24 protein-coding genes are annotated in these 25,169 nt (G+C 63.8%); 15 read left to right on the top strand and 9 right to left on the bottom strand.

Annotated elements, in window-relative coordinates; translation table 11 throughout:
• The first annotated feature begins 37 nt into the window (after positions 1-37).
• From C2L66_RS15415 to C2L66_RS15395, 5 genes are read left to right on the top strand one after another with little or no spacing between them, the layout of a single operon-like run.
• Positions 38-1,051 (top strand): ABC transporter permease subunit, encoded by a 1,014-nt coding sequence (locus C2L66_RS15415; RefSeq protein ID WP_054929224.1) that lies wholly within the window; start codon positions 38-40, stop codon positions 1,049-1,051.
• Positions 1,052-1,055: 4 nt separating this feature from the next.
• Positions 1,056-1,973 (top strand): ABC transporter permease subunit, encoded by a 918-nt coding sequence (locus C2L66_RS15410; RefSeq protein WP_054929223.1) that lies wholly within the window; start codon positions 1,056-1,058, stop codon positions 1,971-1,973.
• Position 1,974: 1 nt separating this feature from the next.
• Positions 1,975-2,979 (top strand): ABC transporter ATP-binding protein, encoded by a 1,005-nt coding sequence (locus C2L66_RS15405; RefSeq protein ID WP_054929222.1) that lies wholly within the window; start codon positions 1,975-1,977, stop codon positions 2,977-2,979.
• A complete protein-coding gene (locus C2L66_RS15400; protein ID WP_060599560.1) occupies positions 2,976-4,013 on the top strand; it encodes a peptide ABC transporter ATP-binding protein in 1,038 nt (345 codons plus the stop codon). Before C2L66_RS15405 ends, C2L66_RS15400 begins: the two co-directional genes overlap by 4 nt.
• Positions 4,006-5,217, top strand: a complete 1,212-nt coding sequence (locus C2L66_RS15395; RefSeq protein ID WP_060599561.1) for a TraB/GumN family protein — start codon at positions 4,006-4,008, stop codon at positions 5,215-5,217. The genes C2L66_RS15400 and C2L66_RS15395 overlap by 8 nt, the downstream gene beginning before the upstream one ends.
• Before the next feature lie 36 nt (positions 5,218-5,253).
• On the opposite strand, the gene C2L66_RS15390 is transcribed toward C2L66_RS15395, so the two are convergent.
• The 6 genes from C2L66_RS15390 to pxpB form a co-directional block, all read right to left on the bottom strand.
• On the bottom strand, positions 5,254-5,976 hold the full coding sequence (locus C2L66_RS15390) for a tetratricopeptide repeat protein (RefSeq protein WP_060599562.1): 723 nt from the start codon (positions 5,974-5,976) through the stop codon (positions 5,254-5,256).
• A gap of 220 nt (positions 5,977-6,196) precedes the next feature.
• Positions 6,197-7,153 carry a DUF979 domain-containing protein gene (locus C2L66_RS15385; protein ID WP_054929218.1) on the bottom strand — a complete coding sequence of 319 codons (957 nt, stop codon included), beginning with the start codon at positions 7,151-7,153 and terminating at the stop codon, positions 6,197-6,199.
• A complete protein-coding gene (locus C2L66_RS15380; RefSeq protein WP_060599563.1) occupies positions 7,150-7,935 on the bottom strand; it encodes a DUF969 domain-containing protein in 786 nt (261 codons plus the stop codon). The genes C2L66_RS15385 and C2L66_RS15380 overlap by 4 nt, the downstream gene beginning before the upstream one ends.
• Before the next feature lie 310 nt (positions 7,936-8,245).
• Entirely contained in the window at positions 8,246-8,998 is a 753-nt protein-coding gene (pxpA, locus tag C2L66_RS15375; protein ID WP_060602426.1) for a 5-oxoprolinase subunit PxpA, read from the bottom strand.
• Between the two features lie 16 nt (positions 8,999-9,014).
• Complete coding sequence (locus C2L66_RS15370) at positions 9,015-10,067, bottom strand: 5-oxoprolinase subunit C family protein (protein WP_054929216.1); 1,053 nt, start codon at positions 10,065-10,067, stop codon at positions 9,015-9,017.
• Positions 10,064-10,717, bottom strand: a complete 654-nt coding sequence (pxpB, locus tag C2L66_RS15365; protein WP_060599564.1) for a 5-oxoprolinase subunit PxpB — start codon at positions 10,715-10,717, stop codon at positions 10,064-10,066. The genes C2L66_RS15370 and pxpB overlap by 4 nt, the downstream gene beginning before the upstream one ends.
• A gap of 191 nt (positions 10,718-10,908) precedes the next feature.
• Between pxpB and C2L66_RS15360 the strand changes: the two genes are divergently transcribed.
• Complete coding sequence (locus C2L66_RS15360) at positions 10,909-11,421, top strand: winged helix DNA-binding protein (RefSeq protein WP_007577159.1); 513 nt, start codon at positions 10,909-10,911, stop codon at positions 11,419-11,421.
• A 928-nt stretch (positions 11,422-12,349) separates the two neighbouring features.
• On the opposite strand, the gene C2L66_RS15355 is transcribed toward C2L66_RS15360, so the two are convergent.
• Positions 12,350-12,949, bottom strand: coding sequence for a 5-formyltetrahydrofolate cyclo-ligase (locus tag C2L66_RS15355; RefSeq protein WP_082670363.1), 600 nt, complete (start codon positions 12,947-12,949; stop codon positions 12,350-12,352).
• 31 nt (positions 12,950-12,980) lie between these two features.
• On the opposite strand from C2L66_RS15355, the gene C2L66_RS15350 reads away from it, so the two are divergent.
• From C2L66_RS15350 to C2L66_RS15335, 4 genes are all read left to right on the top strand, one after another.
• Complete coding sequence (locus C2L66_RS15350; RefSeq protein ID WP_054929211.1) at positions 12,981-14,954, top strand: lytic transglycosylase domain-containing protein; 1,974 nt, start codon at positions 12,981-12,983, stop codon at positions 14,952-14,954.
• 91 nt (positions 14,955-15,045) lie between these two features.
• Positions 15,046-16,002 carry a complex I NDUFA9 subunit family protein gene (locus tag C2L66_RS15345; RefSeq protein ID WP_060599565.1) on the top strand — a complete coding sequence of 319 codons (957 nt, stop codon included), beginning with the start codon at positions 15,046-15,048 and terminating at the stop codon, positions 16,000-16,002.
• Positions 16,003-16,036: 34 nt separating this feature from the next.
• Positions 16,037-16,684 carry a glutathione S-transferase family protein gene (locus C2L66_RS15340; protein WP_054929209.1) on the top strand — a complete coding sequence of 216 codons (648 nt, stop codon included), beginning with the start codon at positions 16,037-16,039 and terminating at the stop codon, positions 16,682-16,684.
• A complete protein-coding gene (locus C2L66_RS15335; RefSeq protein WP_060599566.1) occupies positions 16,681-17,940 on the top strand; it encodes a multifunctional CCA addition/repair protein in 1,260 nt (419 codons plus the stop codon). Before C2L66_RS15340 ends, C2L66_RS15335 begins: the two co-directional genes overlap by 4 nt.
• A 1-nt stretch (position 17,941) precedes the next feature.
• Here C2L66_RS15335 and C2L66_RS15330 read toward each other — a convergent pair whose 3' ends face one another.
• Together C2L66_RS15330 and C2L66_RS15325 are read right to left on the bottom strand one after the other, a co-directional pair.
• Positions 17,942-18,136 carry a DUF2905 domain-containing protein gene (locus C2L66_RS15330; RefSeq protein WP_007747914.1) on the bottom strand — a complete coding sequence of 65 codons (195 nt, stop codon included), beginning with the start codon at positions 18,134-18,136 and terminating at the stop codon, positions 17,942-17,944.
• A 22-nt stretch (positions 18,137-18,158) separates the two neighbouring features.
• Positions 18,159-19,352, bottom strand: a complete 1,194-nt coding sequence (locus C2L66_RS15325) for a class I SAM-dependent methyltransferase (protein WP_054929207.1) — start codon at positions 19,350-19,352, stop codon at positions 18,159-18,161.
• A gap of 13 nt (positions 19,353-19,365) precedes the next feature.
• On the opposite strand from C2L66_RS15325, the gene C2L66_RS15320 reads away from it, so the two are divergent.
• From C2L66_RS15320 to glmS, 5 genes are all read left to right on the top strand, one after another.
• The gene (locus C2L66_RS15320) at positions 19,366-20,196 is read left to right on the top strand and encodes an SDR family oxidoreductase (RefSeq protein WP_060599567.1); all 831 of its coding nucleotides are present in this window, start codon (positions 19,366-19,368) and stop codon (positions 20,194-20,196) included.
• A 109-nt stretch (positions 20,197-20,305) separates the two neighbouring features.
• Positions 20,306-20,701 carry a dihydroneopterin aldolase gene (locus tag C2L66_RS15315; RefSeq protein WP_035991590.1) on the top strand — a complete coding sequence of 132 codons (396 nt, stop codon included), beginning with the start codon at positions 20,306-20,308 and terminating at the stop codon, positions 20,699-20,701.
• 3 nt (positions 20,702-20,704) lie between these two features.
• Positions 20,705-21,709, top strand: coding sequence for a tRNA 2-thiocytidine(32) synthetase TtcA (gene ttcA / locus C2L66_RS15310; protein WP_060599568.1), 1,005 nt, complete (start codon positions 20,705-20,707; stop codon positions 21,707-21,709).
• Positions 21,710-21,839: 130 nt separating this feature from the next.
• A complete protein-coding gene (glmU, locus tag C2L66_RS15305) occupies positions 21,840-23,201 on the top strand; it encodes a bifunctional UDP-N-acetylglucosamine diphosphorylase/glucosamine-1-phosphate N-acetyltransferase GlmU (protein ID WP_060599569.1) in 1,362 nt (453 codons plus the stop codon).
• A gap of 60 nt (positions 23,202-23,261) precedes the next feature.
• Positions 23,262-25,079 (top strand): glutamine--fructose-6-phosphate transaminase (isomerizing), encoded by a 1,818-nt coding sequence (gene glmS, locus C2L66_RS15300; protein ID WP_060599570.1) that lies wholly within the window; start codon positions 23,262-23,264, stop codon positions 25,077-25,079.
• Positions 25,080-25,169 lie beyond the last annotated feature (90 nt).

Below are 25,169 nucleotides of genomic sequence, written 5' to 3'. Positions count from 1 at the left end.
GTTGCGTTTTTTCTCACCAAGACCATAGGGACGAACCATGTTCCGATTCGTTTTGCGCCGCATCGGGATGGTCATACCGACTTTCATCGGTATCACGATCCTCGCGTTCGCGCTCATTCACCTGATTCCGGGCGACCCCATCGAAGTCATGATGGGCGAGCGCGGCGTCGACCCGGCCATGCACGCGGCTGCGATGCATCGCCTCGGGCTCGACGAGCCGCTGCCCATCCAGTACCTCCATTACGTCGGCCACGCGCTGCAAGGGAACCTTGGTACGTCGATCATCACCAATACGAGCGTGATGGACGAGTTCATTGCCCGTTTCCCAGCCACCGTCGAACTGTCGATCTGCGCGATGCTGTTTGCGCTGATCGTCGGTCTGCCCGCCGGCGTGTTCGCTGCGCTGCGGCGCGGCACCGCCGTCGACCACGGCGTGATGGGCACGGCGCTCACCGGCTATTCGATGCCGATTTTCTGGTGGGGCTTGATCCTCATCATGTTCTTCTCGTCGAAGCTCGGCTGGACGCCCGTGTCGGGCCGCATCGCGGTCGAATACGACATTCCGCACGTGACGGGCTTCCTGCTGATCGACTCGCTGCTGCCCGGCACGGACGAAGGCTCGTTCCGCTCGGCGCTGTCGCATCTGATCCTGCCGTCGATCGTGCTCGGCACGATTCCGCTTGCGGTCGTCGCGCGGATGACGCGTTCCTCGATGCTCGAAGTGCTGCGCGAAGACTACATCCGCACGGCGCGCGCGAAGGGCTTGTCGCCGGCGCGCGTGATCGTCGTGCATGCACTGCGTAACGCGCTGATTCCCGTCGTCACGGTGATCGGTTTGCAGGTCGGCACGCTGCTCGCGGGCGCGGTGCTGACGGAAACGCTGTTCTCGTGGCCGGGCATCGGCAAATGGCTGATCGACGCGATCGGCCGGCGCGACTATCCCGTCGTGCAGGGCGGTATCCTGATGATCGCGACACTCGTGATCGTCGTGAACCTCGTCGTCGATCTGTTGTACGGCGTGCTCAACCCACGCATCCGCCATACGAGGTAATACCGTGGCAGACATCCAAAATACAGTCCCCCAGGCAGTCACCCCTCCGAGCGGCCGTGCATTGGCCGCCCGCGAGTTCTGGTCCAACTTCTCGCGCAACCGCGGCGCCGTCAGCGCGGGCATCATCGTGCTGGTGCTGGTCTTCGTCGCGATCTTCGCGCCGTTGATCGCGCCGCACAGCCCGATCGAGCAATACCGCGATTCCGTGAAAATTCCGCCTGCATGGCTCGACGGCGGCAACTGGAAGTTCATTCTCGGCACCGATGAAGCCGGCCGCGACATTCTTTCGCGCCTGATGTACGGCGCGCGGCTGTCGTTCTGGATCGGCTTTGTTTCCGTGGTGCTCGCGCTGATCCCCGGCATCGTGCTCGGTCTGATCGCCGCGTTCTTCGAGAAGTGGGCCGACACGCCCATCATGCGCGTCATGGACGTGCTGCTCGCGCTGCCGTCGCTGCTGCTCGCGGTGGCCGTGGTTGCCATCATCGGTCCTGGCCTCGTGAACACCATGCTCGCCATCGCGATCGTCGCGCTGCCCGGTTATGTGCGTCTGACGCGCGCATCGGCGCTCGGCGAGTTGCACAAGGAGTACGTGATGGCCTCGCGCGTCGCGGGTGCGGGCACGGCCCGGCTGATGTTCTCGCAGGTGCTGCCGAACTGCACGGCGCCGCTGATCGTGCAGGCCACGCTCGGCTTTTCGTCGGCGATTCTCGATGCCGCCGCGCTTGGCTTCCTCGGCCTCGGCGTGCAGCCGCCGTCGGCGGAGTGGGGCGCGATGCTCGCGTCGGCACGCGATTACATCGACAGCGCGTGGTGGATCGTCACCATGCCCGGTCTCGCCATCCTGATCTCGGTGCTCGCGATCAACCTGCTCGGCGACGGGCTGCGCGACGCACTCGACCCGAAACTCAAAAGGCTGGCCTGACATGAGCAACGGTAATCTATTGACCATCCGCAATCTTGCGGTGAACTTCAGCGGCCTGCCCGCCGTCGATCGAATCAATCTGAACGTGGCGCCTGGCGAAGTGGTCGGCGTGGTCGGCGAATCGGGCTCGGGCAAGAGCGTGACGATGATGGCGCTGATGGGCCTGATCGACGCGCCCGGCAAGGTCACCGCCGACGAAGTCACCTTCGACGGCAAGGACCTGCTGAACGCGACGCCGGCGCAACGCCGCAAGATCATCGGCAAAGACGTGGCGATGGTGTTTCAGGACGCGCTGACGAGCCTGAACCCGAGCTACACCGTCGGCTATCAGATCAAGGAAGTGCTGAAGCTGCACGAAGGCCTGCGCGGCGACGCATTGCACAAGCGCGCGCTCGAACTGCTCGATCAGGTCGGCATTCCCGACGCGAAGAACCGCATCAACACGTTCCCGCATCAGATGTCGGGCGGCATGAACCAGCGCGTGATGATCGCGATGGCGGTCGCTTGCAACCCGAAGCTGCTGATCGCCGACGAGCCGACCACGGCCCTCGACGTGACCATCCAGGCGCAGATCATGCAACTGCTGGTGCAGTTGCAGAAAGATCGCGGCATGGCGCTCGTGCTGATTTCGCATGATCTGGCCGTGGTGTCGGAAGTCGCGCAGCGCGTGGCCGTGATGTACGCGGGCGAAGTCATCGAAACGAACCGCGTGCCCGATATCTTCAAGGCGCCGCATCATCCGTACACGGAAGCGCTGCTGGCGGCGATCCCCGAGCACAACGTCGGCGCGGTGCGGCTTGCCGCGCTGCCGGGCATGGTGCCGGGACGCGATGACCGTCCGAAGGGCTGTCTGTTCGCGCCGCGCTGCAAGTACGTCGTCGACGATTGCAACAAGGCGCGGCCTGCGCTGTCGCCGCTGGCCGATCACGATCCCGCCGCCCAGGTCCGCTGCATCAAGCCGCTGAACCTGGTTCGCGATGCCATTCAACAGGGAGGCGCACGATGAATGCAGTACCCGAAACGCGGCGCCCCGATGGTGACAGGCCCGGCAAGCCCGCAGGCGATCACGTGCTGATCGCCGACAACCTCGCGCGCCACTATGACGTGAAGCGCGGCATGTTCGGCCACGGCACGGTCAAGGCGCTGAACGGCGTGTCGTTTCATCTGGAGCGCGGCAAGACGCTTGCCGTGGTCGGCGAATCCGGCTGCGGCAAATCGACGCTCGCGCGCCAGCTGACGATGATCGAAGCGCCGTCGGCCGGACGTCTATTGATCGACGGCGAAGATGTCGCGGGCGCAAGCCGCGAGAAAATCGCGCAGTTGCGCCGCCGCGTGCAGATGGTGTTCCAGAACCCGTTTGCATCGCTCAATCCGCGCAAGACCGTCGAGCAGACGCTCGGCGAGCCGCTCGCGATCAACACGCAATTGAGCGCCAGCGAACGCGGCGAACGCATTGCGCACATGATGCGTACCGTCGGCCTGCGGCCCGAGCACGCGAAGCGCTATCCGCACATGTTTTCGGGCGGCCAGCGCCAGCGTGTCGCGATTGCACGCGCGATGATTCTGGACCCGCAGATCGTCGTCGCCGACGAGCCCGTCTCCGCGCTCGACGTGTCGATCCAGGCGCAGATCCTGAACCTGTTCATGGACCTGCAGGATCAGTTCAAGACGAGCTATGTGTTCATCTCGCACAACCTGTCGGTGGTGGAACACATCGCTGACGACGTGATGGTGATGTACTTCGGCGGCGTTGCCGAGCTCGGCGACAAGAAGCGGATCTTCAGCAAGCCGCGTCATCCGTACACGCGCGCGCTGATGTCGGCGACACCGTCGATCTTCGAAGCCGACCGCCGCATCCAGATCAAGCTGCAAGGCGAAATGCCTTCGCCGCTCAATCCGCCGTCGGGCTGTACGTTTCACCAGCGTTGCCCGTATGCTATCGAGCGTTGCCGCAAAGAAGAGCCAAAGCTGCGTGAAGTGGATGGTCGCCAGGTGTCGTGTCACCGCGCCGAGGAGGTGGGGGACGACACGAATGCATGATGGGGTGGCGGCGCGTGATGTTACGCGCCGTCACGCGCGTCGTTTGCATGTGAAGCATGCGGGCGGCGCGCGCGCTGTGCTTTCGCATCGGCGGGTCGTGCGTGTCCTGATGGGCGCGCTGCTCGCGGCGGCGGCGCAATGCGCCTTGCTTCCATTTCAGCCTTTCGCCTCGTTCGACCCGATCGCCTCCGCGCATGCCGCAGGGGCTTCGGCGAATACGCCCGTGCAGGCCGCGCAGGCCAACCAGGTCGGCCGCCCGGCCGTTCCCGTGCCGCACACGCCGCCGCAACCGCGCGCGACGCTGCCCGGCTTCAATCCGCCGCCTTCCTATGCAAGCGGCACCACGGCGAGCGGTCCCGTGCGCGCGCAACCGGCGCGCATGCCTTTCTACGTCGCAACACGCGGCAAAACCACGATTTATCTTCTGGGCACGCTGCATGTCGGCGACCCGAACGACTATCCGCCGAACCAGCCATTCCGCGCGCCGATCCTCGGTGCGCTAGCCGCATCGCCGACGCTTGCACTCGAACTATCCCCCGACGATCTGCTCGTCTCGCAGGACGATGTGTCGAAATACGGCATCTGCTCGTATGAATGTCTGCCGAAGCTGTTGCCCGAGCCGCTATGGCACAAGCTCGCGACGCGTCTGCGCGGCAATCCCGCCGCGCTTGGTGAAATCCGCAAGATGCGGCCGTGGCTCGCGTCCTTGCTGGTGGAAACCTACGATTCGCTGAGCGCCGGGCTGCAAACCGAATTCGGCACGGAAGCGCAGTTGCAGAATGTGTATTTGCGGCAGAAGGGAAAGATTGTCGGGCTGGAGACGCTCGCCGAGCAGATGCGGGCGTTCACGGGGCTCACGCTGGCGCAGCAGCGCGAAATGCTCGCGCAGGATCTCGTGCAGACGCCCGCCGAGAATGTCGCCGATGTGCAAACCTTGCACCGGCTATGGCGCCTCGGCGATGCCGATGCGATTTCCGCGTGGGAAGCGGCGAAGTCGGAGAAGCTCGCACGTGACAAGCGCATCTCCGCGCAGGTGGACAACAAGATTCTGTTCGATCGCAACCGGCGCTTCGTTAACCGGATGCTGCTGATCGCGGCGCCGAACAAACCGGTATTCGTCGCGATCGGCGCGCTGCATCTGGGCGGGCAAAAGGGCGTGCTGCAGTTGTTGCGGCAGCGCGGGTTTGTTGTCGAGCCTTATTGAAGAGCGCGCTGCCTGCGCGCTCAACGAGAGCGGCGGTTAAACGGCTGCGCCTACCGCGCCAAATGCGCCGTTGGCGACACGTCTACGTCCCGCTTGCGACGCGAGCTTCAGCGCCGCTTCCAGCGCGTCGAGCGACAGGTCTTTCGAACCATTCGTCTTCAGGCGGACGTTGACCGTGCGCGCATTCAGCGACAACAACGCGCGATAGTGCTCGTCGGCGTCGTCGAATCGCATCAGGCGGTCGAGCGCCGAGCCGAGATTGAGATGCACGTCGGCGAGCGTCGGGTCGATCTTCAGCGCCTCGCGATAATGATGCACCGCTTCGCCGAGCTTGCCTTGGGCTTCGAGCCCAACGGCGATGTTGTTGTGTGCATCGGGCGAGCGGGGATCGAGCGCCAGCGACACACGATAGCAGCGCTGTGCGAGCGCTTTATCTCCGAGTGCTTCGGCCACGAAGCCACGGTCGTTCCAGCACTCCGCGTTATCCGGCTCGAGTTCGAGCGAAAGGTCGATGTATTCGAGCGCAAGCCCATGCTGGCCGCGCTGATGCAGCAGCACACCGTAATAGTGCAGCGCGTCCGGTTGTTCCGGGCAAATCGCGAGTGCTTCGCGGTACAGCGACTCGGCTTCGATGAAACGGCCCGCGCGATGCGCCTCGAGCGCGAAAGCGAGCGTGACGGGAAAAAGCCGGGTGTTGGAGGAAGTAGAAGCGGAGGAAGTAGAAGCGGAGGAAACAGAAACGGCGGACTGCGGTTGCATGGCGTGCTCTCCAGACTCTCGAAAGAGCCGGCGCAAACCTGTCGATGCGCCGGTAAGTGAACGATGGAACATTCACAGATTAGGTCCGGGGCTTCGGCCAAACTATCAGATGCATCCTAAAAATGGCGGTAAGCCTTTTGAAATCAGTCGCGCGGGCGGGTCACATATCTCATAAATAGGCAGTGGCGAACCGCCCGCGGTCGGGATTACAGCACAGGCGCTACAGGAACATCAGGAAGTTGAGCAGGAAGATATTCACGACGAGCAGCGTGAGCGCCGTCGGTACCTGCACCTTGATCACCGCGTTCTTGTCGGGCAGTTCGAGCAGCGCGGCGGGCACCATATTGAAGTTCGCGGCCATCGGCGTCATCAGCGTGCCGCAGTAGCCGGAGAACATGCCGATCGCGACCATCACGGCCGGGTTGCCATGAAACACGTTGACGAGGATCGGTACGCCGACGCCGCCCGTCATGACCGGGAACGCGGCGAAGCCGTTGCCCATCACCATCGTGAAGAGCGCCATGCCGATGCAGTAGACGGCCACCGCGATCAGCCGGTAGTCGAGGCTGATGTACGCCGTCGTCACGTGTGCGACTGCCTTGCCGACGCCCGCGTCGGAGAACACGAGGCCGAGCATGCCGAGCATCTGCGGCAGCACGGCCGCCCACGACAGCGCATCGACGAGTCGCCGCGCTTCCTTCATCGACTGGCCGACGGTGTCGCGCGTCATGATGCAGGCGAACGCCAGCGCAATCACACAGCCGATGCCGAAGCCGATCAGCGTGACGTTCTTCTGCTCGACCAGCGGCGTGCCGCCGAACACCAGATGACTCGCCGACAACGTGACGATCACCGTGACGACGGGAATCGTCAGCGCGGGGACGAACAGCTTGTTGCCGAGGCGCGCGGCGCTCGCCTTGCGCGTTGCTTCGGACAGCACTTTGGGTTTGGCAGCCGTCACGCCGCCGAAGCCCGCGATCAGCGCCATTGCGATGACGAGCACGCCGACCAGTTCGGCGGGCAGCTTGTCGCCGACCAGGAAGATCAGCGCGTAGATGATCCAGAAGCCGCCCGCCGTGAGGCGGCGCGGATGATCCTTATCGGTGGCGATCATGCCGCCGATCACCAGCAGCACGATGCCGAGCAGCCAGAACAGATAGTTGATGGTGAGTGTCATGCTTCGTCCCCGGTCGTGCGCGTCGCGTTGTGGTTTGCGTTCTGGTTCGCGTGGTTGTTCGTGTTGAGGCTCGCCGCCCCCGGCGATGCCGCGTTGCCGCGCAACTCGCGTTCGAGCCTGCGATCGAGCAGCCAGAGCCGGAAGCCGTGGATCAGGAAGGCGCTGATGGCCGTCGGAATGCCCCACAGCGCGACGTGCATCGGCTCGACGGTGATGCCCGCTTCCTTCAGGAACGTGACCATCAGCACGATCGCGCCGAACGCGACGAAGATGTCCTCGCCGAAGAACAGGCCGACGTTGTCCGTGGCCGCCGAGAACGCGCGCAGCTTGTAGCGCACGGCATCGCTGAGCTTGCCGAAGCGCGTTTCCGTGGCGCCTTCTGCCATCGGCGCGATCAGCGGACGCACCATTTGCGGATGCCCGCCGAGACCTGTCAGGCCGACGGCCGCCGTCAGCTCGCGCACGAGCAGATAGACGATCAGCAGACGCCCGGCCGTCGCGGCCTTGATGCTGGCGATCCACGTTTGGGCGCGCTCGCGCAGGCCGTGCCGTTCGAGCAGGCCGATCACCGCGAGCGGCAACAGGATGATGAGGGGAATATTGCGTGTCTTGATGAAGCCGGTGCCGATCGCGGCCAGGATCTTGTCCGGAGGAAAGTGCGCGGCGATGGCGGTGATGACGGCGGCGGCGGCCACGATCAGCATCGGGTTGAAGCGCAACACAAACCCGACGATGATGACCGCGACGCCAATGAGCGGCCATAGGTTGACGGTTGACTGCATCTAGATCTCCAGAGGTGGTCCTGCATTGGGACACCGCTCGTGGCGGCGCACTGTAATGACGCCGGGCCCTGGTTATTTGGGGTCCGGCTTTCCTCGTTGCCCTGCGGCTCTTCAATGGCCGCTCAGGCTGCTTGCCCTGTCGTTGTTGCGGGTACTTCTCTACGGTTGCTGCCGCACTTGTGCTGCTTCAAAAAGCCGTTGGCAACTGGCGATGTTGCTTTCTGGCCTACTTTCTCGAAAACGCCCCGCGAAAAGCGGGGCGTCGAATGTTGCGTAATGGCCTTTAATCAGCGGCGTCAGCGCGGAAAAATCAGGCGCGTGCCGCGCCGGCTGCATGCACGTCGATGCCTGCCTCTTCGAGCGCCTTGCGGATGCGGCGCGCGAACGCGAGCGCATGCGGGCCGTCGCCATGCAGGCAGATGGTTTGCGCGTTGAGGGGCACCCATTCGCCGCTCACGGCTTTCACGCGCTGCTCGCGCACCATCGCCAGCGTGCGGTGCAGCACTTCGTCTTCGTCGTCGAGCAGTGCGCCCGGCTCCTTGCGCGGCACGAGCGAGCCGTCCGCGCGATAGCCGCGATCGGCGAACACTTCTTCGATGGCGATGAGCCCCGCGTTGCGCGCGGCCGTCACGAGCCCGCTGTTGGCGAGCGCGAACACGGCCACGGACGGATCGAAGTCATGCACGGCGGAGACGATTGCATCGGCGATCTTCGGGTCGCGCGCAGCCTGGTTGTAGAGCGCGCCGTGCGGCTTCACGTGCGCGATGCGGCCGCCCTCGGCTTGCGCGATCGCCGACAGCGCGCCTAGCTGATACAGCACACCCGCGTAGATCTCGCCCACGGGCAAGTCCATTTCCTTGCGGCCGAAGTTTTCCGGGTCGTTGAAACTCGGATGCGCGCCGATCGACACGCCTTTCTGCACTGCCCAGCGCACGCATTCGCGCATCGCGTTGGGTCCGCCTGCATGCCAGCCGCAAGCGATATTCGCCGAGCTGACGAGATCGAGCAGCGCCTCGTCGGAGCCGCATCCTTCGCCGAGATCGGCGTTCAAATCGATTTCCATGATGTCCTCGTAGGTCTTACACCGCTGCGGGCGCGGCGAGGCGCGCGCAGCGTTCTTCATGCATGCCGATTGCGGCATCGATCTGCCGCAGGTACTTGCGTTCTTCGATCAGCGCCTGGCGAGCCTCGTAAGGCGTGGTCGGAATGAAGCGGACCGCGCCGTTCAGGCGCACCTGCGCGAGCTTCCATAAATCAGCGTGAATGACTGCGCCGATCTTCGGATAGCCGCCCGTGGTCTGCGCGTCGCTCATCAGGATGATCGGCTGGCCGTTCGGCGGCACCTGGATCGTGCCGGGCATCACGGCGTGCGAGAGCAGATCGCTCTTGTGGGTGCGCTTCAGTTCGGTGCCCGCCAGCCGGAAGCCCATGCGGTTGCTGTTCGGCGTGACGAGCCATTCGTCGTTCCAGAAGGCGTTGTGCGCCTCGGCAGTGAAGCTGTCGTACTCGGGGCCCGCCAGCACGCGGATCGGCGGCGCCCACGCGACGCCCGACGGATGACGGCCGCGCCGCACCGGCTCGTCGACCAGTACGAACTTGCACCAGGCGGGCGCCTTCACACCGAACTCGGGCGCATCGGGCGAAAAGCCCGAGCCCGCGCCGGCGCGCGGCACGCCGACGGGCAGGCGGTCGCCGTCGCGCAGCGCGCGGCCGCCCAGGCCGCCGAAGCCCGCTTGCAGGTCGGTGCTGCGCGAACCGAGCATCGGCAGCACATCGACGCCGCCCGCGATGCACACGTAGCCGCGCATGCCGCGTTTCGCCGCGTTCAGGGTCAACTCCTGACCGGCCTGCACGGGCAGGCTCCAGTACGAATAGACGGGTTTGCCGTCGAGCGTCGCGCCGAACTCGGTGCCTGTGATCGCGACGCGTGTCGCGCGCAGAAAACGCAGCACGGTCGGGCCGAAGGTGATTTCGAGCCCGGCGGCATCCGGCCGGTTGCCGACCAGGCGATTGCCGACTTCGAGCGACAGCCTGTCGAGCGCGCCGCCCATCGCGACGCCGAGGTGCCGGAAGCCGTGCCGGCCGAGGTCCTGGATCGTGGTCAACAGACCCGCGCGTATTACGTCGATCATGCGTGCAGCCCCGCGATGGTGAAGCGGACGCGATCGCCCGGTTGTAGTAGGGTGGGCGGCGTGCGCGACGGGTCGAAGAGCTTCAGCGCGGTGCGGCCGATCAGTTGCCAGCCGCCCGGCGAAGTGGCGGGATAGATGCCCGTCTGGGCGCCGCCGATGCCGACCGAGCCGGCGGGCACTTCCAGACGTGGCTCGGCGCGGCGCGGCGTGTGCAGTGCCGCCTCGAGTCCGCCCATGTACGCGAAGCCGGGCTGGAAACCGAGGAAGAACACGATGTACTCGCCGCCGGCGTGCCGCTCGGCGACTTCCTTGACCGTGAGGCCCGTGTGATCGGCGACCGTCTTCAGGTCCGGGCCGAATTCGCCGCCGTAGTGGACGGGGATTTCCACCTCGCGGCCGAGGTCCTGGGCGATGCCTGGCTGGGCCCACGCGGCCTTGAGCCGGGCCGTCAGGTCGTCGGGATCGGCTTCGAGGGGATCGTAAATCACGGTCAGGTTGTTCATGCCGGGCACCACCTCGAGCACGTGCGGCCAGTCGCGCGCCGCCTGGGCGGCCGACCACACGCGGCGCTGGCAATCCAGCGTGGCAGGTGGCGGCGCTTCACAGACCAGCGCGGTATCGCCAAACGGAAAGATGCGGGGTTCAGTCATCAATATCCTGAGTCAAGTAGAGAAGCAGCAGATTCGTCCGACGATGCATGCGAACTTCTCACGATCGAGCTAGCCTACATTCTCAATAAAATATCGACAATTTATCAATAAGCGATGTCCCCAGGCTCGCCCGTGGTGGAGGGAAGTCGTACACTTCGGTCAACCACCACGCTTCGCTTAGAAAAATCACCATGGCGCGCCATCCGACCAAAATCGTCTCATCGGAACATCTTGTGTCTGAATTCAGTGCGGAGTTATCCGAACTCGAATATGGACTGATCATGGCGAGCAACGCGTTCAACCGGTGGATGGTCCGTTGCATGGCGGCGGCGGGCGACAAGGACATGACTGCGATCGAAGTTTCGCTGTTGCACCATGTGAGCCATCGCGAGCGGCGCAAGAAGATTGCCGATATCTGCTTCGTACTGAATATCGAGGACACGCATGTCGCGACTTATGCGCTGAAGAAGCTCGTAGCTAGAGGGTATGTAAAAAGCGAAAAGACCGGCAAGGAAGTGTTTTTTTCGGCTACGCAGGCGGGGCGTGATCTGTGTATGAAGTACCGGGAGGTCAGGGAGAGTTGTCTGATCGCGACGCTGAAGGAGAGCGGGCTCACCAATGAGCAGATCGGAGAGGCGGCGCAGTTGATGCGGAATGCTTCCGGGCTTTATGACACCGCGGCGCGGGCGGCTGCATCGTTGTAGGTTTTTTTTGTTGTCTGGCTACGATTTTGGGTTTTGGGTTTTCGCTGACGTTCGCGTGGCTGTGTTTGCTGCGCAAGCAGTGTGGGTTTTTGGGGCTTCTCGCGGGCATCCGCGATTTGCTTTCGTGCTTCACGCGTTGCGGTTTGGTGTTTTAGGCTTTGCGCTGGCATCCGCGAATTGTTAGCGTGCTTCAGGCGTCGCCCCTGTGCGGGGCGGCACCTACTTTTCTTTGCCGCCGCAAAGAAAAGTAGGCAAAAGAAAGCGGCTCAAACCGCCAGCGCTAATTCTTGCCTGAGGGCCCCCAAAGGTTCTTATGCTTCACACGGCAATCACGTGACCCACGTTCGTTGCCAACGCTCTGAATGAGCGCCTCACCCGCTTCACGCATCTGCGTTTCAGCATGCCTCACCAGACAGTCCACGGCCGCCCAGGTGGCAAACTGTGTGTCAGCTTTCGCGCCATACGCGCCTCACTCCGGACCGATAGCGCACGCCTCCCACCCTGTAAGAGCGCCAAGCCATACGACGCGACAACCTACACACAGTTTGCCACCTGGGCGGCACGTACCATTCGCTGCCGCTGGCTCATGTATGGGTGTTTGAAGTGGGTGAGGCGCTCATTCAGCGCGTTGGCAACGCACACGGACAAGGGCGTTGCCGTGTGAAGTGTGGGGACGTTGGGGGCCCGTGGGCAGACGTCAAGAATTGGCGGTGTGAGCCGCTTTCTTTTGCCTACTTTTCTTTGCGGCGGCAAAGAAAAGTAGGTGCCGCCCCGCACAGGGGCGACGCCTGAAGCGAGCTAACGTATCGCGGATGCCAGCGCAAAGCCCAAAACACCAAACCGCACCGCGTGAAGCACGCCAACAAAAACGCGGATGCCCACGCAAAGCCCAAAAAACCACCCCCTCCGCTACCAGCAAAAAAAACCACTACAACAAACCAGGATAACAAGCCCCCTCAGTAACAACAACATCAAGCGGAACATCATGCGCTTCCCGCTGCATCGTGCCGATCCGGCACACCTCATACGCGACACCGACAGTCACCGGCACCTTCCCTGCCGCGCGAAAACCGGCGAGCGTCCGATCGTAATACCCTCCGCCATACCCGAGCCGATAACCATCGACATCAAACCCGACACACGGCACAAACAGTAAATCAGGCGTAATCACTTCGCCGGAAGTCGGTTCATGAATCCGATGCGCCCCGACCTGCATCGCCATATCAGGCGTCCAGACATGAAATTCCAGCGGCCGGTCACGGCCAGTAATAACGGGAAGGCTCGCGCGCCGCGCACCATCGCCAGCGAGCCACGCGGCAATCACAGACCGGATGTCGAACTCGCCCGACAAAGGCCAGTACAACCCTACACTCGCAGGCGAATAAACCGTTAACACATCCAGCACCCGACGCCTCAGGGCATCATTGCCCGCCGCATCGAGAGCCGCATGCAGACGCGCTTCCAGCAGCGTGGCGCGCAGTTCCTTTTTCGATTTCGCGATGGGGTTGCATGCTATGCTTGAGTTCAATTCGCGCTCCAGAAACGCTCTAGAAATAACGATGTCCAAACGCCTCTTCCGAGTATATCGCGCGGCCAGCCTGGCCCTCGCCGCGGCGGCGCTCGTCGCGTGCAGCACGGCCTCCGCCGTCAAGCCGATCCCGCTTTCCCAACTCACCAACGACGACCAGACTTTCGTGCAATTGCGCGAGGCAGCGCGCAATAACGACGCAGGCCGCGCCGCCCAGCTCGCGGCGATGATTCCGGATTACCCGGCGCCGTCGTATCTGGAATATTTCCAGTTGAAGCCACAGTTGTTCGACAGCTCGGGCCATCCGCGTATCGACGCGCCCGACGCGCCCGTGCTGTCGTTCCTGCAACGCTACGACGGCCAGGCTATCGCCGACCGAATGCGCAACGACTACCTCGTCGTGCTCGGCGCGCGTCACGACTGGCGCAACTTCGACCAGCAATACGCACGCTTCGTGCTGAACGACGACACACAGGTGAAGTGCTACGCGCTCGAATCGCGCGCGGCGAAAGGTGAGAACGTGGTCGATGCGGCGCGCGCGCTGCTCGTCGATCCGCGCAACTATGGCGACGGCTGTGTCGATCTGATCACGTCGCTGGCCATCAACCAGCAGTTCACCACCGACGACGTCTGGCAGCAGATCCGTCTCGCATACGAACAGAATCAGACCAGCACGGGCGCCAAGCTCGTCGACGCGCTCGGCAATAACCGTCCCGATCCGACGCTGTTCGACCAGGCCGCGACTACGCCGCCGCTGCTGCTCGCGCGCGGCGTCGGCGGCGATCCGCAATCGCATCAGCTCGCGCTCCTCGCGATCACGCGCATGGCCCGCAACGATCCCGCCATGGCCGCCGCAACCTTCGGTTCCGTCGCACCGTCGCTGACTTCGCCCGAACGCGCCATCGGCTGGGGCACGATCGCCTATCAGGCAGCCGCCAAGCAGATGCCGGGCGCCATCGACTGGTACCGGCTGTCGGCGAACGCGCCGTTGTCGAATCCCGCATACGAATGGCGCACGCGCCTCGCGCTGCTCAATGGCGACTGGACGATGGTGCGCTGGTCGATCGAACAGATGCCGCCGGCGCTGCGCAGCCAGCCCACGTGGACTTACTGGCACGCGCGGGCCCTGAAACAGGCAGGCGATGTCGTCACGGCCAACCAGGAATTCGAGTCGATCGCGCCGCAGTTCAATTTCTACGGCCAGCTTGCCGCTGAAGAACTCGGCCAGAAAATCGTCGTGCCGCCGAAAACCACCGTCACGGACGCCGAAGTCGAACAGGCCGGCAACACGCCGGGCTTCGCGCTTGCGCAGAAGTTCTATCAATTGAATCTGCGTCTGGAAGGCAACCGCGAATGGAACTGGCCGCTGCGCAGCATGACAGACCGTCAACTGATCGCGACAGCCGAATACGCGCGCCGTATCGAACTGTATGACCGCGCGGTGAACACGGCCGACCGCACGAAGACCGAGCATGACTTTTCGTTGCGCTACCTGTCGCCGTTCCGCGATATCGTCGAGCGCGACGCGCAGTCGAATGGTCTCGACGTCGAATGGGCCTATGGTCTGATCCGTCAGGAGTCGCGCTTCATCATGAACGCGCGCTCGGAAGTCGGCGCGAGCGGCCTGATGCAGCTGATGCCGGGCACCGCGCAACTGGTCGCGAAGAAGATCGGTCTCGGCCCGATTTCGCGTGCGCAGATGAACGACATAAACACCAATATCCTGCTCGGCACGAACTACCTGTCGATGATCTACAATGAGTTCGACGGGTCCGCCGTGCTCGCCACGGCAGGTTACAACGCAGGTCCGGGCCGTCCGCGCAACTGGCGCTCAACGTTGCCGCGCGGTGTCGAAGGCGCGATTTTCGCGGAAGCCATTCCGTTCCAGGAAACGCGTGACTACGTGAAGAACGTGCTGTCCAACACGGTCTACTATGCAGCGTTGTTCGAAGGCCGTCCGCAATCGCTGAAGGCGCGTCTGGGTTATATCCAGCCGTTGCAGTAACGATGCGCCATGCCGCCGCCGCGTGATCCGTCACGCAGGCGGCGGAGCACGACCTCAGCCGTTGCTGCGGCTTCCATCAGGGAGTCGAAAAATGCGACATCAAACCATCGCAATCGTCGGCGGTTCTGGATTTATCGGCAGTCATCTCGTCAACGCGCTCGTCGAACTCGGCAAAACGGTGCGCATTGCGACCCGCCGCCGCTATCACGCGCGACATCTCACACTGCTTCCCATCGACGTGATCGAAACCGATGTGTTCGATCCCATCCAGCTTGCGCGCTTCGTCGAGGGCGCGGATGCCGTCGTCAATCTTGTCGGCGTGTTGCATGGCCATCGCGGCGATCCATACGGGCCCGAGTTCGCGAAAGCGCATGTCGAGCTGCCGACGAAGATCGTCTCCGCCTGCGAAGGCAAGGGCGTGCACAGGTTGATCCATATGAGCGCGATCGGCGCCGACCCGCGCGGGCCGAGCATGTATCTGCGCTCGAAGGGCGACGGCGAGCGCGCGGTGCACGCTTCGTCGATGCTCGCATCGACCATCTTTCGCCCGTCCGTTGTGTTCGGCCCCGAAGACGCGTTCCTCAACAAGTTCGCGTTCCTGCAGCGCATGTTTCCCGTCATTCCGCTGGCGAAACCCAACGCCCGCTTTCAGCCGATCTTTGTCGGCGATGTCGCGAAGGCAATCGTCAACGTGCTGGATCTCGATGCGTCGACGGGCCGTACCTACGAGCTTGGCGGGCCGTCGGTGTACACGCTCGAAGCGCTCGTCGAGTATTGCGGCGACGTGATCGGCAAGCATGCGCGCATCATCCGCTTGCCCGATTCGCTGGCGCGATTGCAGGCGCTGTCGTTCGAGCTGGCGCCCGGCGAACCCGTGATTTCGCGCGACAATCTCGATTCGATGAAAATCGACGCCGTGCTGAGCGCGCCGCTCGCGCCCGAGCTCGATATCGAGCCGGCCAGCATCGAAACGATCGCGCCCGTGTATCTGACGGGTTCGTCGTTCCGCTCGCGCTTCAACGCGTTCCGCGCGAGCGCGGGCCGCTAAAACTTTTGTCGTTCACTCCACTTTATGGCGAAGCATGAAACTCGTTATCGGTGACAAGAACTATTCGTCGTGGTCGATGCGGCCGTGGCTCGTGCTCAAACACTTCGGCATTGCATTCGAAGAGGCGATCATCTGGCTAAACGAGGCGCAGACCCGAGCGTCGATCCTCGAGCATTCGCCTTCGGGCAAAGTGCCGTGCCTGATTGCCGACGACGGCGTCACCGTGTGGGATTCGCTCGCCATCTGCGAGACGCTCGCCGAACGTTATCCGCAACACGCAATGTGGCCGCGCGACGCAATCGCGCGCGGCCGTGCGCGCAGCGTCAGCGCCGAGATGCATTCTGGTTTCGGCGCGCTGCGCAACAACATGTGGATGAACATTCGCGCGTCGTTTCCGGGCAAGGGCGCGACGCCCGAAGCACTGGCCGATATCGCGCGCATCGACGCGATCTGGAGCGAATGCCTGGCAACCTATGGCGGCCCGTTCCTGTTCGGCGAATTCACGATTGCCGATGCAATGTATGCGCCCGTCGTGATGCGCTTCAATACGTGGCAACCCAAGCTGTCGGAAGCGGCGCTCGCCTATTCACGCCGCGTGACGTCGCTGCCCGCGGTCAAGGCGTGGATCGACGACGCGCTGCAAGAGACACATCGCATCCCCTATCAAGACACCTGCGCATGAATATCTACGCAGTAGGCGGCGCGATCCGCGACGAGCTGCTCGGCATGCCCGTGCAGGACCGCGATTACGTCGTGGTCGGCGCGACGCCCGAACAGATGGTCGCAAAGGGCTTTCGTCCCGTCGGCAAGGACTTTCCGGTTTTTCTGCATCCCGACACGCATGAGGAATACGCGCTTGCGCGAACCGAGCGCAAAACGTCGGCGGGCTATCACGGCTTCCAGTTTTTCTATGCGCCCGATGTGACGCTAGAAGAAGACCTCGCGCGGCGCGACCTCACGGTCAATGCGATGGCGCGCGAAGTCACGCCCGACGGCGAGTTGATCGGCCCCGTGATCGATCCGTTCGACGGCCAGGACGATTTGAAGCACCGCGTGTTCCGGCATGTCAGCGATGCGTTTCTCGAAGACCCGGTGCGCATTCTGCGCGTCGCGCGTTTCTCGGCGCGCTTCACGGATTTCGCTGTCGCGCCCGATACGCTGGCGCTAATGCGCAAGATGGTCGAGGCGGGCGAAGTGGATGCGCTCGTGCCCGAGCGCGTGTGGCAGGAACTGTCGCGCGGACTGATGGAAAAGAAGCCTTCGCGGATGTTCGATGTGCTGCGCGAATGCGGCGCGCTCGCGCGCATTCTGCCGGAAATCGACGCGCTCTATGGCGTGCCGCAGCGCGCCGACTATCATCCCGAAGTCGATACGGGCGTGCATGTGATGATGGTCGTCGATCACGCCGCCGCGCAGAACTATGCGCTCGCCGTGCGCTTCGCGGCGCTCACGCACGACCTCGGCAAGGCGACCACGCCAGAAGACGTGTTGCCGCGTCACATCGGCCACGAAGGGCGCAGTGTCGATCTGCTGAAGCCTTTATGCGAGCGCCTGCGGGTGCCGAACGAATGCCGCGATCTTGCGCTGCTGGTGGCGCGCGAGCACGGCAATATTCATCGCGTGATGGAGACGAAGGCGGCGGGCATCGTGCGGCTTTTCGAGCGCAGCGACGCGCTGCGCAAGCCCGCGCGTTTCGCCGAAGCGCTTCAGGCCTGTGAGGCCGATGCGCGCGGCCGGCTCGGCTTCGAAGCCAGGGCCTATCCGCAGGCGGAGCGTCTGCGCCAGGCTCTGGTCGCCGCGCGTGCCGTCGATGCGGGCGCAGTCGCGAAAGCCTACGAAAGCGAGCCGGCGAAGATCAAGGATGCCGTGCATCGCGAGCGCGTGCGGGCGGTTGCGCAGGCGTTGAGCGAAACGGCGTCGGAGGAAGAGGCGGAGTAGCTCAGAGCAACCGCGCAAGCAGCGACAGCAGCATCGACAGCACCAGCGTCGACATGAACGGGAATGGATATTCCTTCCCGAACAGCCGCAGCGTGACATCGCCCGGCATCCTGCCGATCCCGAGCTTACGCAGCCACGGCCAGCACGCCGACAGCACGGCGACGGCGATGAAGGTGGTCAGCAGCCAGCGGATCATCGTATGGGCCTCGGTTCGACGCTCAGAGCGTATGCGAGCGGTCGCCGCGCGCGAACGCGTCGAGCGTGCCGTCGATCCCGCGTGAAAACGCGATCACCTTGAACAACTCGCCCATCTCGGCTTCCGACAGCAGCTTCTGCACCGCGTTGGCGGCGGGCAGGAAGTTGGGGATGTCGGATGGATCGATCGTGCTCAATGCTTCCGTGATACCGGCGTTCATCAGAAAACGCGCGTGCGACGTAAAGCCGAGCAGGTCCGCGCCCGCATCGACGCCCGCCTCGGCGATACCGGTGAATTCCACGTGCGCGGTAATGTCCTGCAAGCCGGGGTAGAGAAACGGATCGCCGTGCGCGCGGTGCCGGTAGTGGCACATCAGCGTGCCCTGCGCGCGCTGCGCATGATAGAACTCGTGACGCGGAAAGCCGTAGTCGATCAGCAGCACGGCGCCGCGCGTGAGCATCGTGCAGACGGTGCGCGTGAAGGCGAGGGCGGCGTCGTGGGTTTCCGTCACATAATCGTGGTCGCCTTCGATCTCCAGATCGCGCAGGAAGGCGGCATCGTGCGTCGATTGAACGGGGCGGTCTTCGAATTGCAGCGCGCCGTCCTTCATCGCCACGCCGCGCTCGTGCCACGCTTCGTCGATGCGCGCGAACAGGCGCACGGGCATCGCGTCGAGCACTTCGTTGCCGACCACGACGCCTTCGAATTTCTCGGGCAACGCGTCCAGCCAGCGCACGCGAGCGGCCATGCCGGGCGCTTGCGCTTCGATCGTTTCGCGCTGGCGCTCGCGCAATTCGCCAGACAGATCGACGATCGAATACGTGTCGAACTGCGTGCCCAGTTCATCCAAAGCATTCAGCAGGCCGGCAGCCAGTTTGCCCGTGCCCGCGCCGAACTCCATCACGTGACGCGTGCCGCTCATGTCCAGCGCCTGCGCGATGGGCCGGGCGAGCGTCTGCGCGAACAGCGGCGACAGTTCCGGCGCCGTCACGAAGTCGCTGCCATCCTCGGCGCGCCGGCCGAACTTGACCGCGCCGCCGCTGTAATAGCCCAGTCCCGGCGCGTAGAGCGCGCGCTCCATGTAGCGATCGAACGGCATCCAGCCGCCGTTTGCGTCGATCTCCGCGCGAATCTGCGAAACCAGCGCTTCCGACTGCGCGAGCGCGGTCGGGCCGGGAGCAGGTAAACTATCGGGTTGGTGAGCTTTCGGATTCATCCCCGCATTGTAAATGACCGCCTCGAACGATACTTTCGCCGCCAGCGGCCGTCCCGAGCGGCCCGTCCGCACCGTGCTGGTCACGGGCGCCGGCCACCGGATCGGCCGTGGGCTGGCTCTGGGCTTTGCCGCGGCGGGCTGGGACGTGGCCGTGCATTACGGCTCGTCGAAGGCGAAAGCCGACCAAGTCGTCGCGGAAATCGCCGCGCTCGGGCGGCGCGCCGTCGCGCTGAAGGCGGATCTGTCCGTCGAGGCGGAGGTGGAGCGGCTCGTGCCCGATTGCACGGCGGCGCTCGGGCGGCCGTCGTGCATCGTGAACAATGCGTCGATGTTCGACGAGGACACCGCGCTCGACGTCGGCTACGCGAAGCTGCTGCATCTGACGTCGATCAACGTCGGCGCGCCGCTCGTGCTCGCGCGGATGTTGCATGAGGTCACGCCCGAGGCAGCGCGTCATGACGAATCGCTGCGCGCGGCCGTCATCAACGTGCTCGACCAGAAGTTGTACAACATGAATCCGGATTACCTGTCGTACACGCTGTCGAAGGCCGCGCTCGGCACGGCGACCGTCGCGCTTGCCCAGGCGCTGGCGCCGAAGGTGCGCGTCGTCGGTCTTGCGCCGGGCCTGACGCTGCAATCCGGCGATCAGACCCCGGAAAGCTTCGCGGCCGCGCACAAGGTGACCCCGCTCGGCCATGCGTCGCGCGTGGAAGATCTCGTCGCGGCGGCGTTGTATCTCGCGGATGCGCGCGGCGTCACGGGCACGACGCTGGTGGTCGACGGCGGCCAGCACCTGGTGCCGCTGCCGCGCGACGTGATGTTTTTGACGGGCGCCGACCGATAGCCCGACAGTTATCGGCCGTTAGACGTTGCGCCCTCCGGCGCGCCGCACAGCGCGCCCAATTGCAACTGCGTGCGCGTTCGCACGCACCCTTTTTTGTACTGGAACGAACATGTCTGCCGCTTTGCTTCATCCCCGGCTCGCTGATTGCCGCCGGCTCTTTCTGCGCGATTACGAGGTGCACATCAACATCGGCGTGCATGACTTCGAAAAGCGCGGCGAGCAGCGCGTGGTGATCAACGTCGAACTGTTCGTGCCGCTCGCGCTGTCCACGCCCGTCGAAGACAAGCTGCGCGAAGTCGTCGATTACGACTTCATGCGCTCGACGATCGCGCAGCGCGTGAGCCAGGGGCACATCCATCTGCAGGAAACGCTCTGCGACGACCTGGCGAAAGCGCTGCTCGCGCATCCGCAAGTGCGCGCCGTGCGTCTGTCGACGGAAAAGCCCGATGTTTATCCCGACTGCGATGCCGTGGGCGTCGAAGTCTTCCATATCAAAGAGGTCTGAGCGATGAACGCTCCCGAAACGCTGACGGGCGTCGACGCGGCCGCGCCGATTGCCGAAGCTGCCGTCGAAGCCGCCGAGCCCAAGCGCGCGCTGACGCGCCGCGAGCAGAAAGAGGCGTACGAGAACAACAAGCTGTTCAAGCGCCTCGCGCGCCAGGTCGGCCAGGCGATCGGCGACTTCAACATGATCGAGGACGGCGACAAGGTGATGGTGTGCCTGTCGGGCGGCAAGGACAGCTACGCGATGCTGGAGATCCTGATGCGGCTGCGCGAGCGCGCGCCCATCAACTTCGACATCGTCGCTGTGAATCTCGACCAGAAGCAGCCGGGTTTTCCGGAGCACGTGCTGCCCGAGTACCTGAGCAAGCTCGATATTCCGTTTCATATCGAGAATCAGGACACGTACAGCATCGTCAAGCGGCTGGTGCCGGAGGGCAAGACGACGTGTTCGCTGTGCTCGCGCCTGCGGCGCGGCATCCTCTATCGCGTGGCGGGCGAACTCGGCGCGACCAAGATCGCGCTCGGCCATCATCGCGACGACATCCTGCAGACACTGCTGCTGAACATGTTCTACGGCGGCAAGCTGAAGGGCATGCCGCCCAAGCTGCAATCCGACGATGGCAAGAACGTCGTGATCCGGCCGCTGGCGTACGTGAAGGAAACCGATCTCGAGAAATACGCGGAACTTCGTCAATTCCCGATCATTCCGTGCAACCTGTGCGGCAGCCAGCCCAATCTGAAACGTGCGGAAATGAAGGCGCTGATCCGCGAATGGGAAAAGCGTTTTCCTGGCCGCGTCGACAACATGTTTAACGCTTTAACGAACGTCGTGCCGTCGCATCTGATGGATCACAAGCTGTTTCCGTTTGCGTCGTTGCGCGCCACGGGCGAAGCCGACGCACAAGGCGATATCGCGTTCGACGAAGAGCCGTGTTCGACCGATTCCGCATCGGAAGGGACGCAGCCGGCATCGCAAACGATTTCCTTCGTGCAATTCGACGATGTTTGACGCTTTATCCATCCCGCAAAGCCTTTTAAAACAGGCATTTGCGGGGTGATTCCGGTTTGGTGGGCCAGGTTGCAGTCACACTCAGCGTGCTAGAATCGCCCACTCCAAACTCGTCAAATACGCCCACGTCATGAACATCGTGATTCTGGCGGCAGGCACCGGCAAGCGCATGCGCTCGGCATTGCCAAAGGTGCTTCATCCCCTGGCCGGCCGGCCGCTTCTTGCTCACGTCATCGACACCGCCCGCACACTGAATCCGACGCGTCTCGTCGTCGTGATCGGTCACGGCGCAGATCAGGTGCGCGAAGCCGTGGCGGCGCCCGATGTGCAGTTCGCCTTGCAGGAACAGCAGCTCGGCACAGGGCACGCAGTACAGCAGGCATTGCCGCTGCTCGATCCGTCCGCGCCCACGCTCGTGCTGTATGGCGACGTGCCGCTCACGAAGGCCAGCACGCTCAAGCGTCTGACTGACGCGGCGGGCCACGACGGCTACGGCGTGCTGACCGTCACGCTCGACGATCCCACCGGTTACGGGCGCATCGTGCGCGATGCGCAGGGCAAGGTGGAGCGCATCGTCGAGCAGAAAGACGCGACGCCGGAACAGCAGAAGATCGCCGAGATCAACACGGGCATCGTCGTGATGCCGACGAAGCGTCTCGAAGGCTGGCTGTCGTCGTTGAAGAACGACAATGCGCAGGGCGAGTTCTATCTGACCGACGTGGTCGAACTGGCCATCGAAGCGGGCATCGAAGCCGTCACCGCGCAGCCCGACGAAGAATGGGAAACGCTGGGCGTCAACAGCAAGCAGCAGCTCGCGGAACTCGAACGTATCCATCAGCGCAACGTCGCTGACGAACTGCTCGTCGCGGGCGTGACGATCGCCGATCCGGCGCGCATCGACGTGCGAGGCACGCTCGAATGCGGCCGCGATGTGTCGATCGACGTGAACTGCGTGTTCGAAGGCAAGGTGACGCTGGCCGACAACGTGTCGATCGGGCCGAATTGCGTGATCCGCAATGCGTCGGTTGGCGCGGGCACGCGCATCGACGCGTACACGCATATCGAAGGCGCACAGGTCGGCGCGCAGGCCGTGCTCGGCCCGTATGCGCGGCTGCGTCCGGGCGCGACGCTGGCGGACGAAACGCACGTCGGCAACTTCGTCGAAGTGAAGAACGCGGTGCTCGGCCACGGATCGAAAGCGAACCACCTGTCGTATATCGGCGATTCGGATGTCGGCGCGCGCGTGAACATCGGCGCGGGCACGATCACCTGCAACTACGACGGCGCGAACAAATTCCGCACGGTCATCGAAGACGATGTGTTCGTCGGCTCGGATACGCAACTGGTGGCGCCCGTGCGCGTCGGCCGTGGCGCGACAATCGCGGCGGGCACGACGGTCTGGAAGGATGTCGAAGAAGGTCTGCTGGTGCTCAACGAAAAGACCCAGATAGGCAAGACGGGCTACGTGCGCCCGACGAAAAAGAAAAGCTGAAGGGAACCGCGTGCGCGAGGCGCGCGCCTCGACCCCTAACTCTGCAAAGGATCATTCAATATGTGCGGCATTGTCGGCGCTGTTGCGCAGCGAAACATCGTTCCCGTCCTGATCGAAGGACTGCGTCGCCTCGAATATCGCGGCTATGACTCGTGCGGCGTCGCCGTGCTGGCGAACGGCGAGCCGAAGCGGGCTCGCAGCGTGGCGCGCGTCGCCGATCTCGACGAACAGGTGCGCGAGACGCACCTCGAAGGCGCGACGGGCATTGCCCACACGCGCTGGGCCACGCACGGCGCGCCCGTCACGGACAACGCGCATCCCATCTTTTCGCGCAACGAACTCGCGCTCGTGCACAACGGCATCATCGAGAACTACGAGTCGTTGCGCGAGATGCTGCGCGGCAAGGGTTACGAGTTCGTCTCGCAGACCGATACGGAAGTGATCGCGCATCTGGTGCATAGCCTGTATCGCGGCGATCTGTTCGCGGCCGTGCGCGAAGCGACGGCGCAACTGCATGGCGCATACGCCATCGCCGTGCTGCACAAGGGGCAGCCGCATACGGTGGTGGGCGCGCGTCAAGGTTCGCCGCTCGTCGTCGGCCTGGGCGAGGGCGAGAACTTCCTCGCATCCGACGCGCTCGCGCTGGCGGGCAGCACTGACCGCTTCATCTTCCTCGAAGAAGGCGACGTCTGCGAACTGACGCTGGAAACGGTGCGCGTGTTCGATCGCGACGGCAATCCCGCCGGGCGCGAAGTGCGCCAGGTGGCAGCCTACGGCGGCGCGGTCGAACTCGGACCGTATCGCCACTTCATGCAGAAGGAAATCTTCGAGCAGCCGCGCGCGATCACCGACACGATCCCGCAAGCCGACGCATTCGATGCAGCGCTGTTCGGCGAAAACGCGCCGAAGGCGTTTTCGGAGATCGACAGCCTGCTGATTCTCGCGTGTGGCACGAGCTACTACTCGGGGCTGACGGCGAAGTACTGGCTCGAATCCGTCGCGAAGATTCCGACGCAGGTTGAGATCGCGAGCGAATACCGTTATCGCGATTCCGTGCCGAATCCGAAGGCGCTCGTCGTCGTGATTTCGCAATCGGGCGAAACGGCCGACACGCTCGCAGCGTTGAAGCACGCACAGTCGCTGGGACACAAGCACACGCTGTCGGTGTGCAACGTCGGTACGAGCGCGATCGTGCGTCTGACGGAGTTGTCGTTCCTCACGCATGCTGGCCGCGAAATCGGCGTCGCCTCGACGAAGGCCTTCACGACGCAGTTGGTCGCGCTGTTCGTGCTCGCCGCGACGCTCGGCAAGATGCGCGGTCATGTCAGCGCTGCGCAGGAAGCGGACTACATCCGCCAGCTGCGTCACTTGCCTGCTGCGCTCAATAGCGTGCTGGCGCTGGAGCCGCAGATCATCGCGTGGTCGGAAGAGTTCTCGCGCAAGGAAAACGCGCTGTTTCTCGGCCGCGGCCTGCACTATCCGATCGCGCTGGAAGGCGCGCTCAAGCTAAAGGAAATCTCCTACATCCACGCCGAGGCTTATCCGGCGGGCGAACTGAAGCATGGGCCGCTTGCGCTCGTGACGGAAGCGATGCCGGTGGTGACAGTCGCGCCGAACGATGCGCTGCTCGAAAAGCTCAAGTCGAACATTCAGGAAGTGCGCGCGCGCGGTGGCCAGCTGTATGTGTTCGCGGATGCCGATACAAAGATCGTCAACGATGAAGGTATTCACGTGATCCGCATGCCGGAGCATTACGGCTTGCTGTCGCCAATCCTGCATGTGGTGCCGCTGCAGATGCTCGCGTATCACACGGCTTGCTCGCGCGGCACGGATGTGGATAAGCCGCGTAATCTCGCGAAATCGGTGACGGTGGAGTGAGGCGGTTGGCTTCGTGCTGATGTCGTTGTTTTTGCCGTAACCGTCTCACCCGCGTTCTGGATACGGCGCCGCGCTCGCGGACGTATCCAG

The organism is Paraburkholderia caribensis, from assembly GCF_002902945.1.
GTDB lineage: Bacteria > Pseudomonadota > Gammaproteobacteria > Burkholderiales > Burkholderiaceae > Paraburkholderia > Paraburkholderia caribensis.
This window is presented reverse-complemented; position numbering and strand designations above follow the sequence as displayed.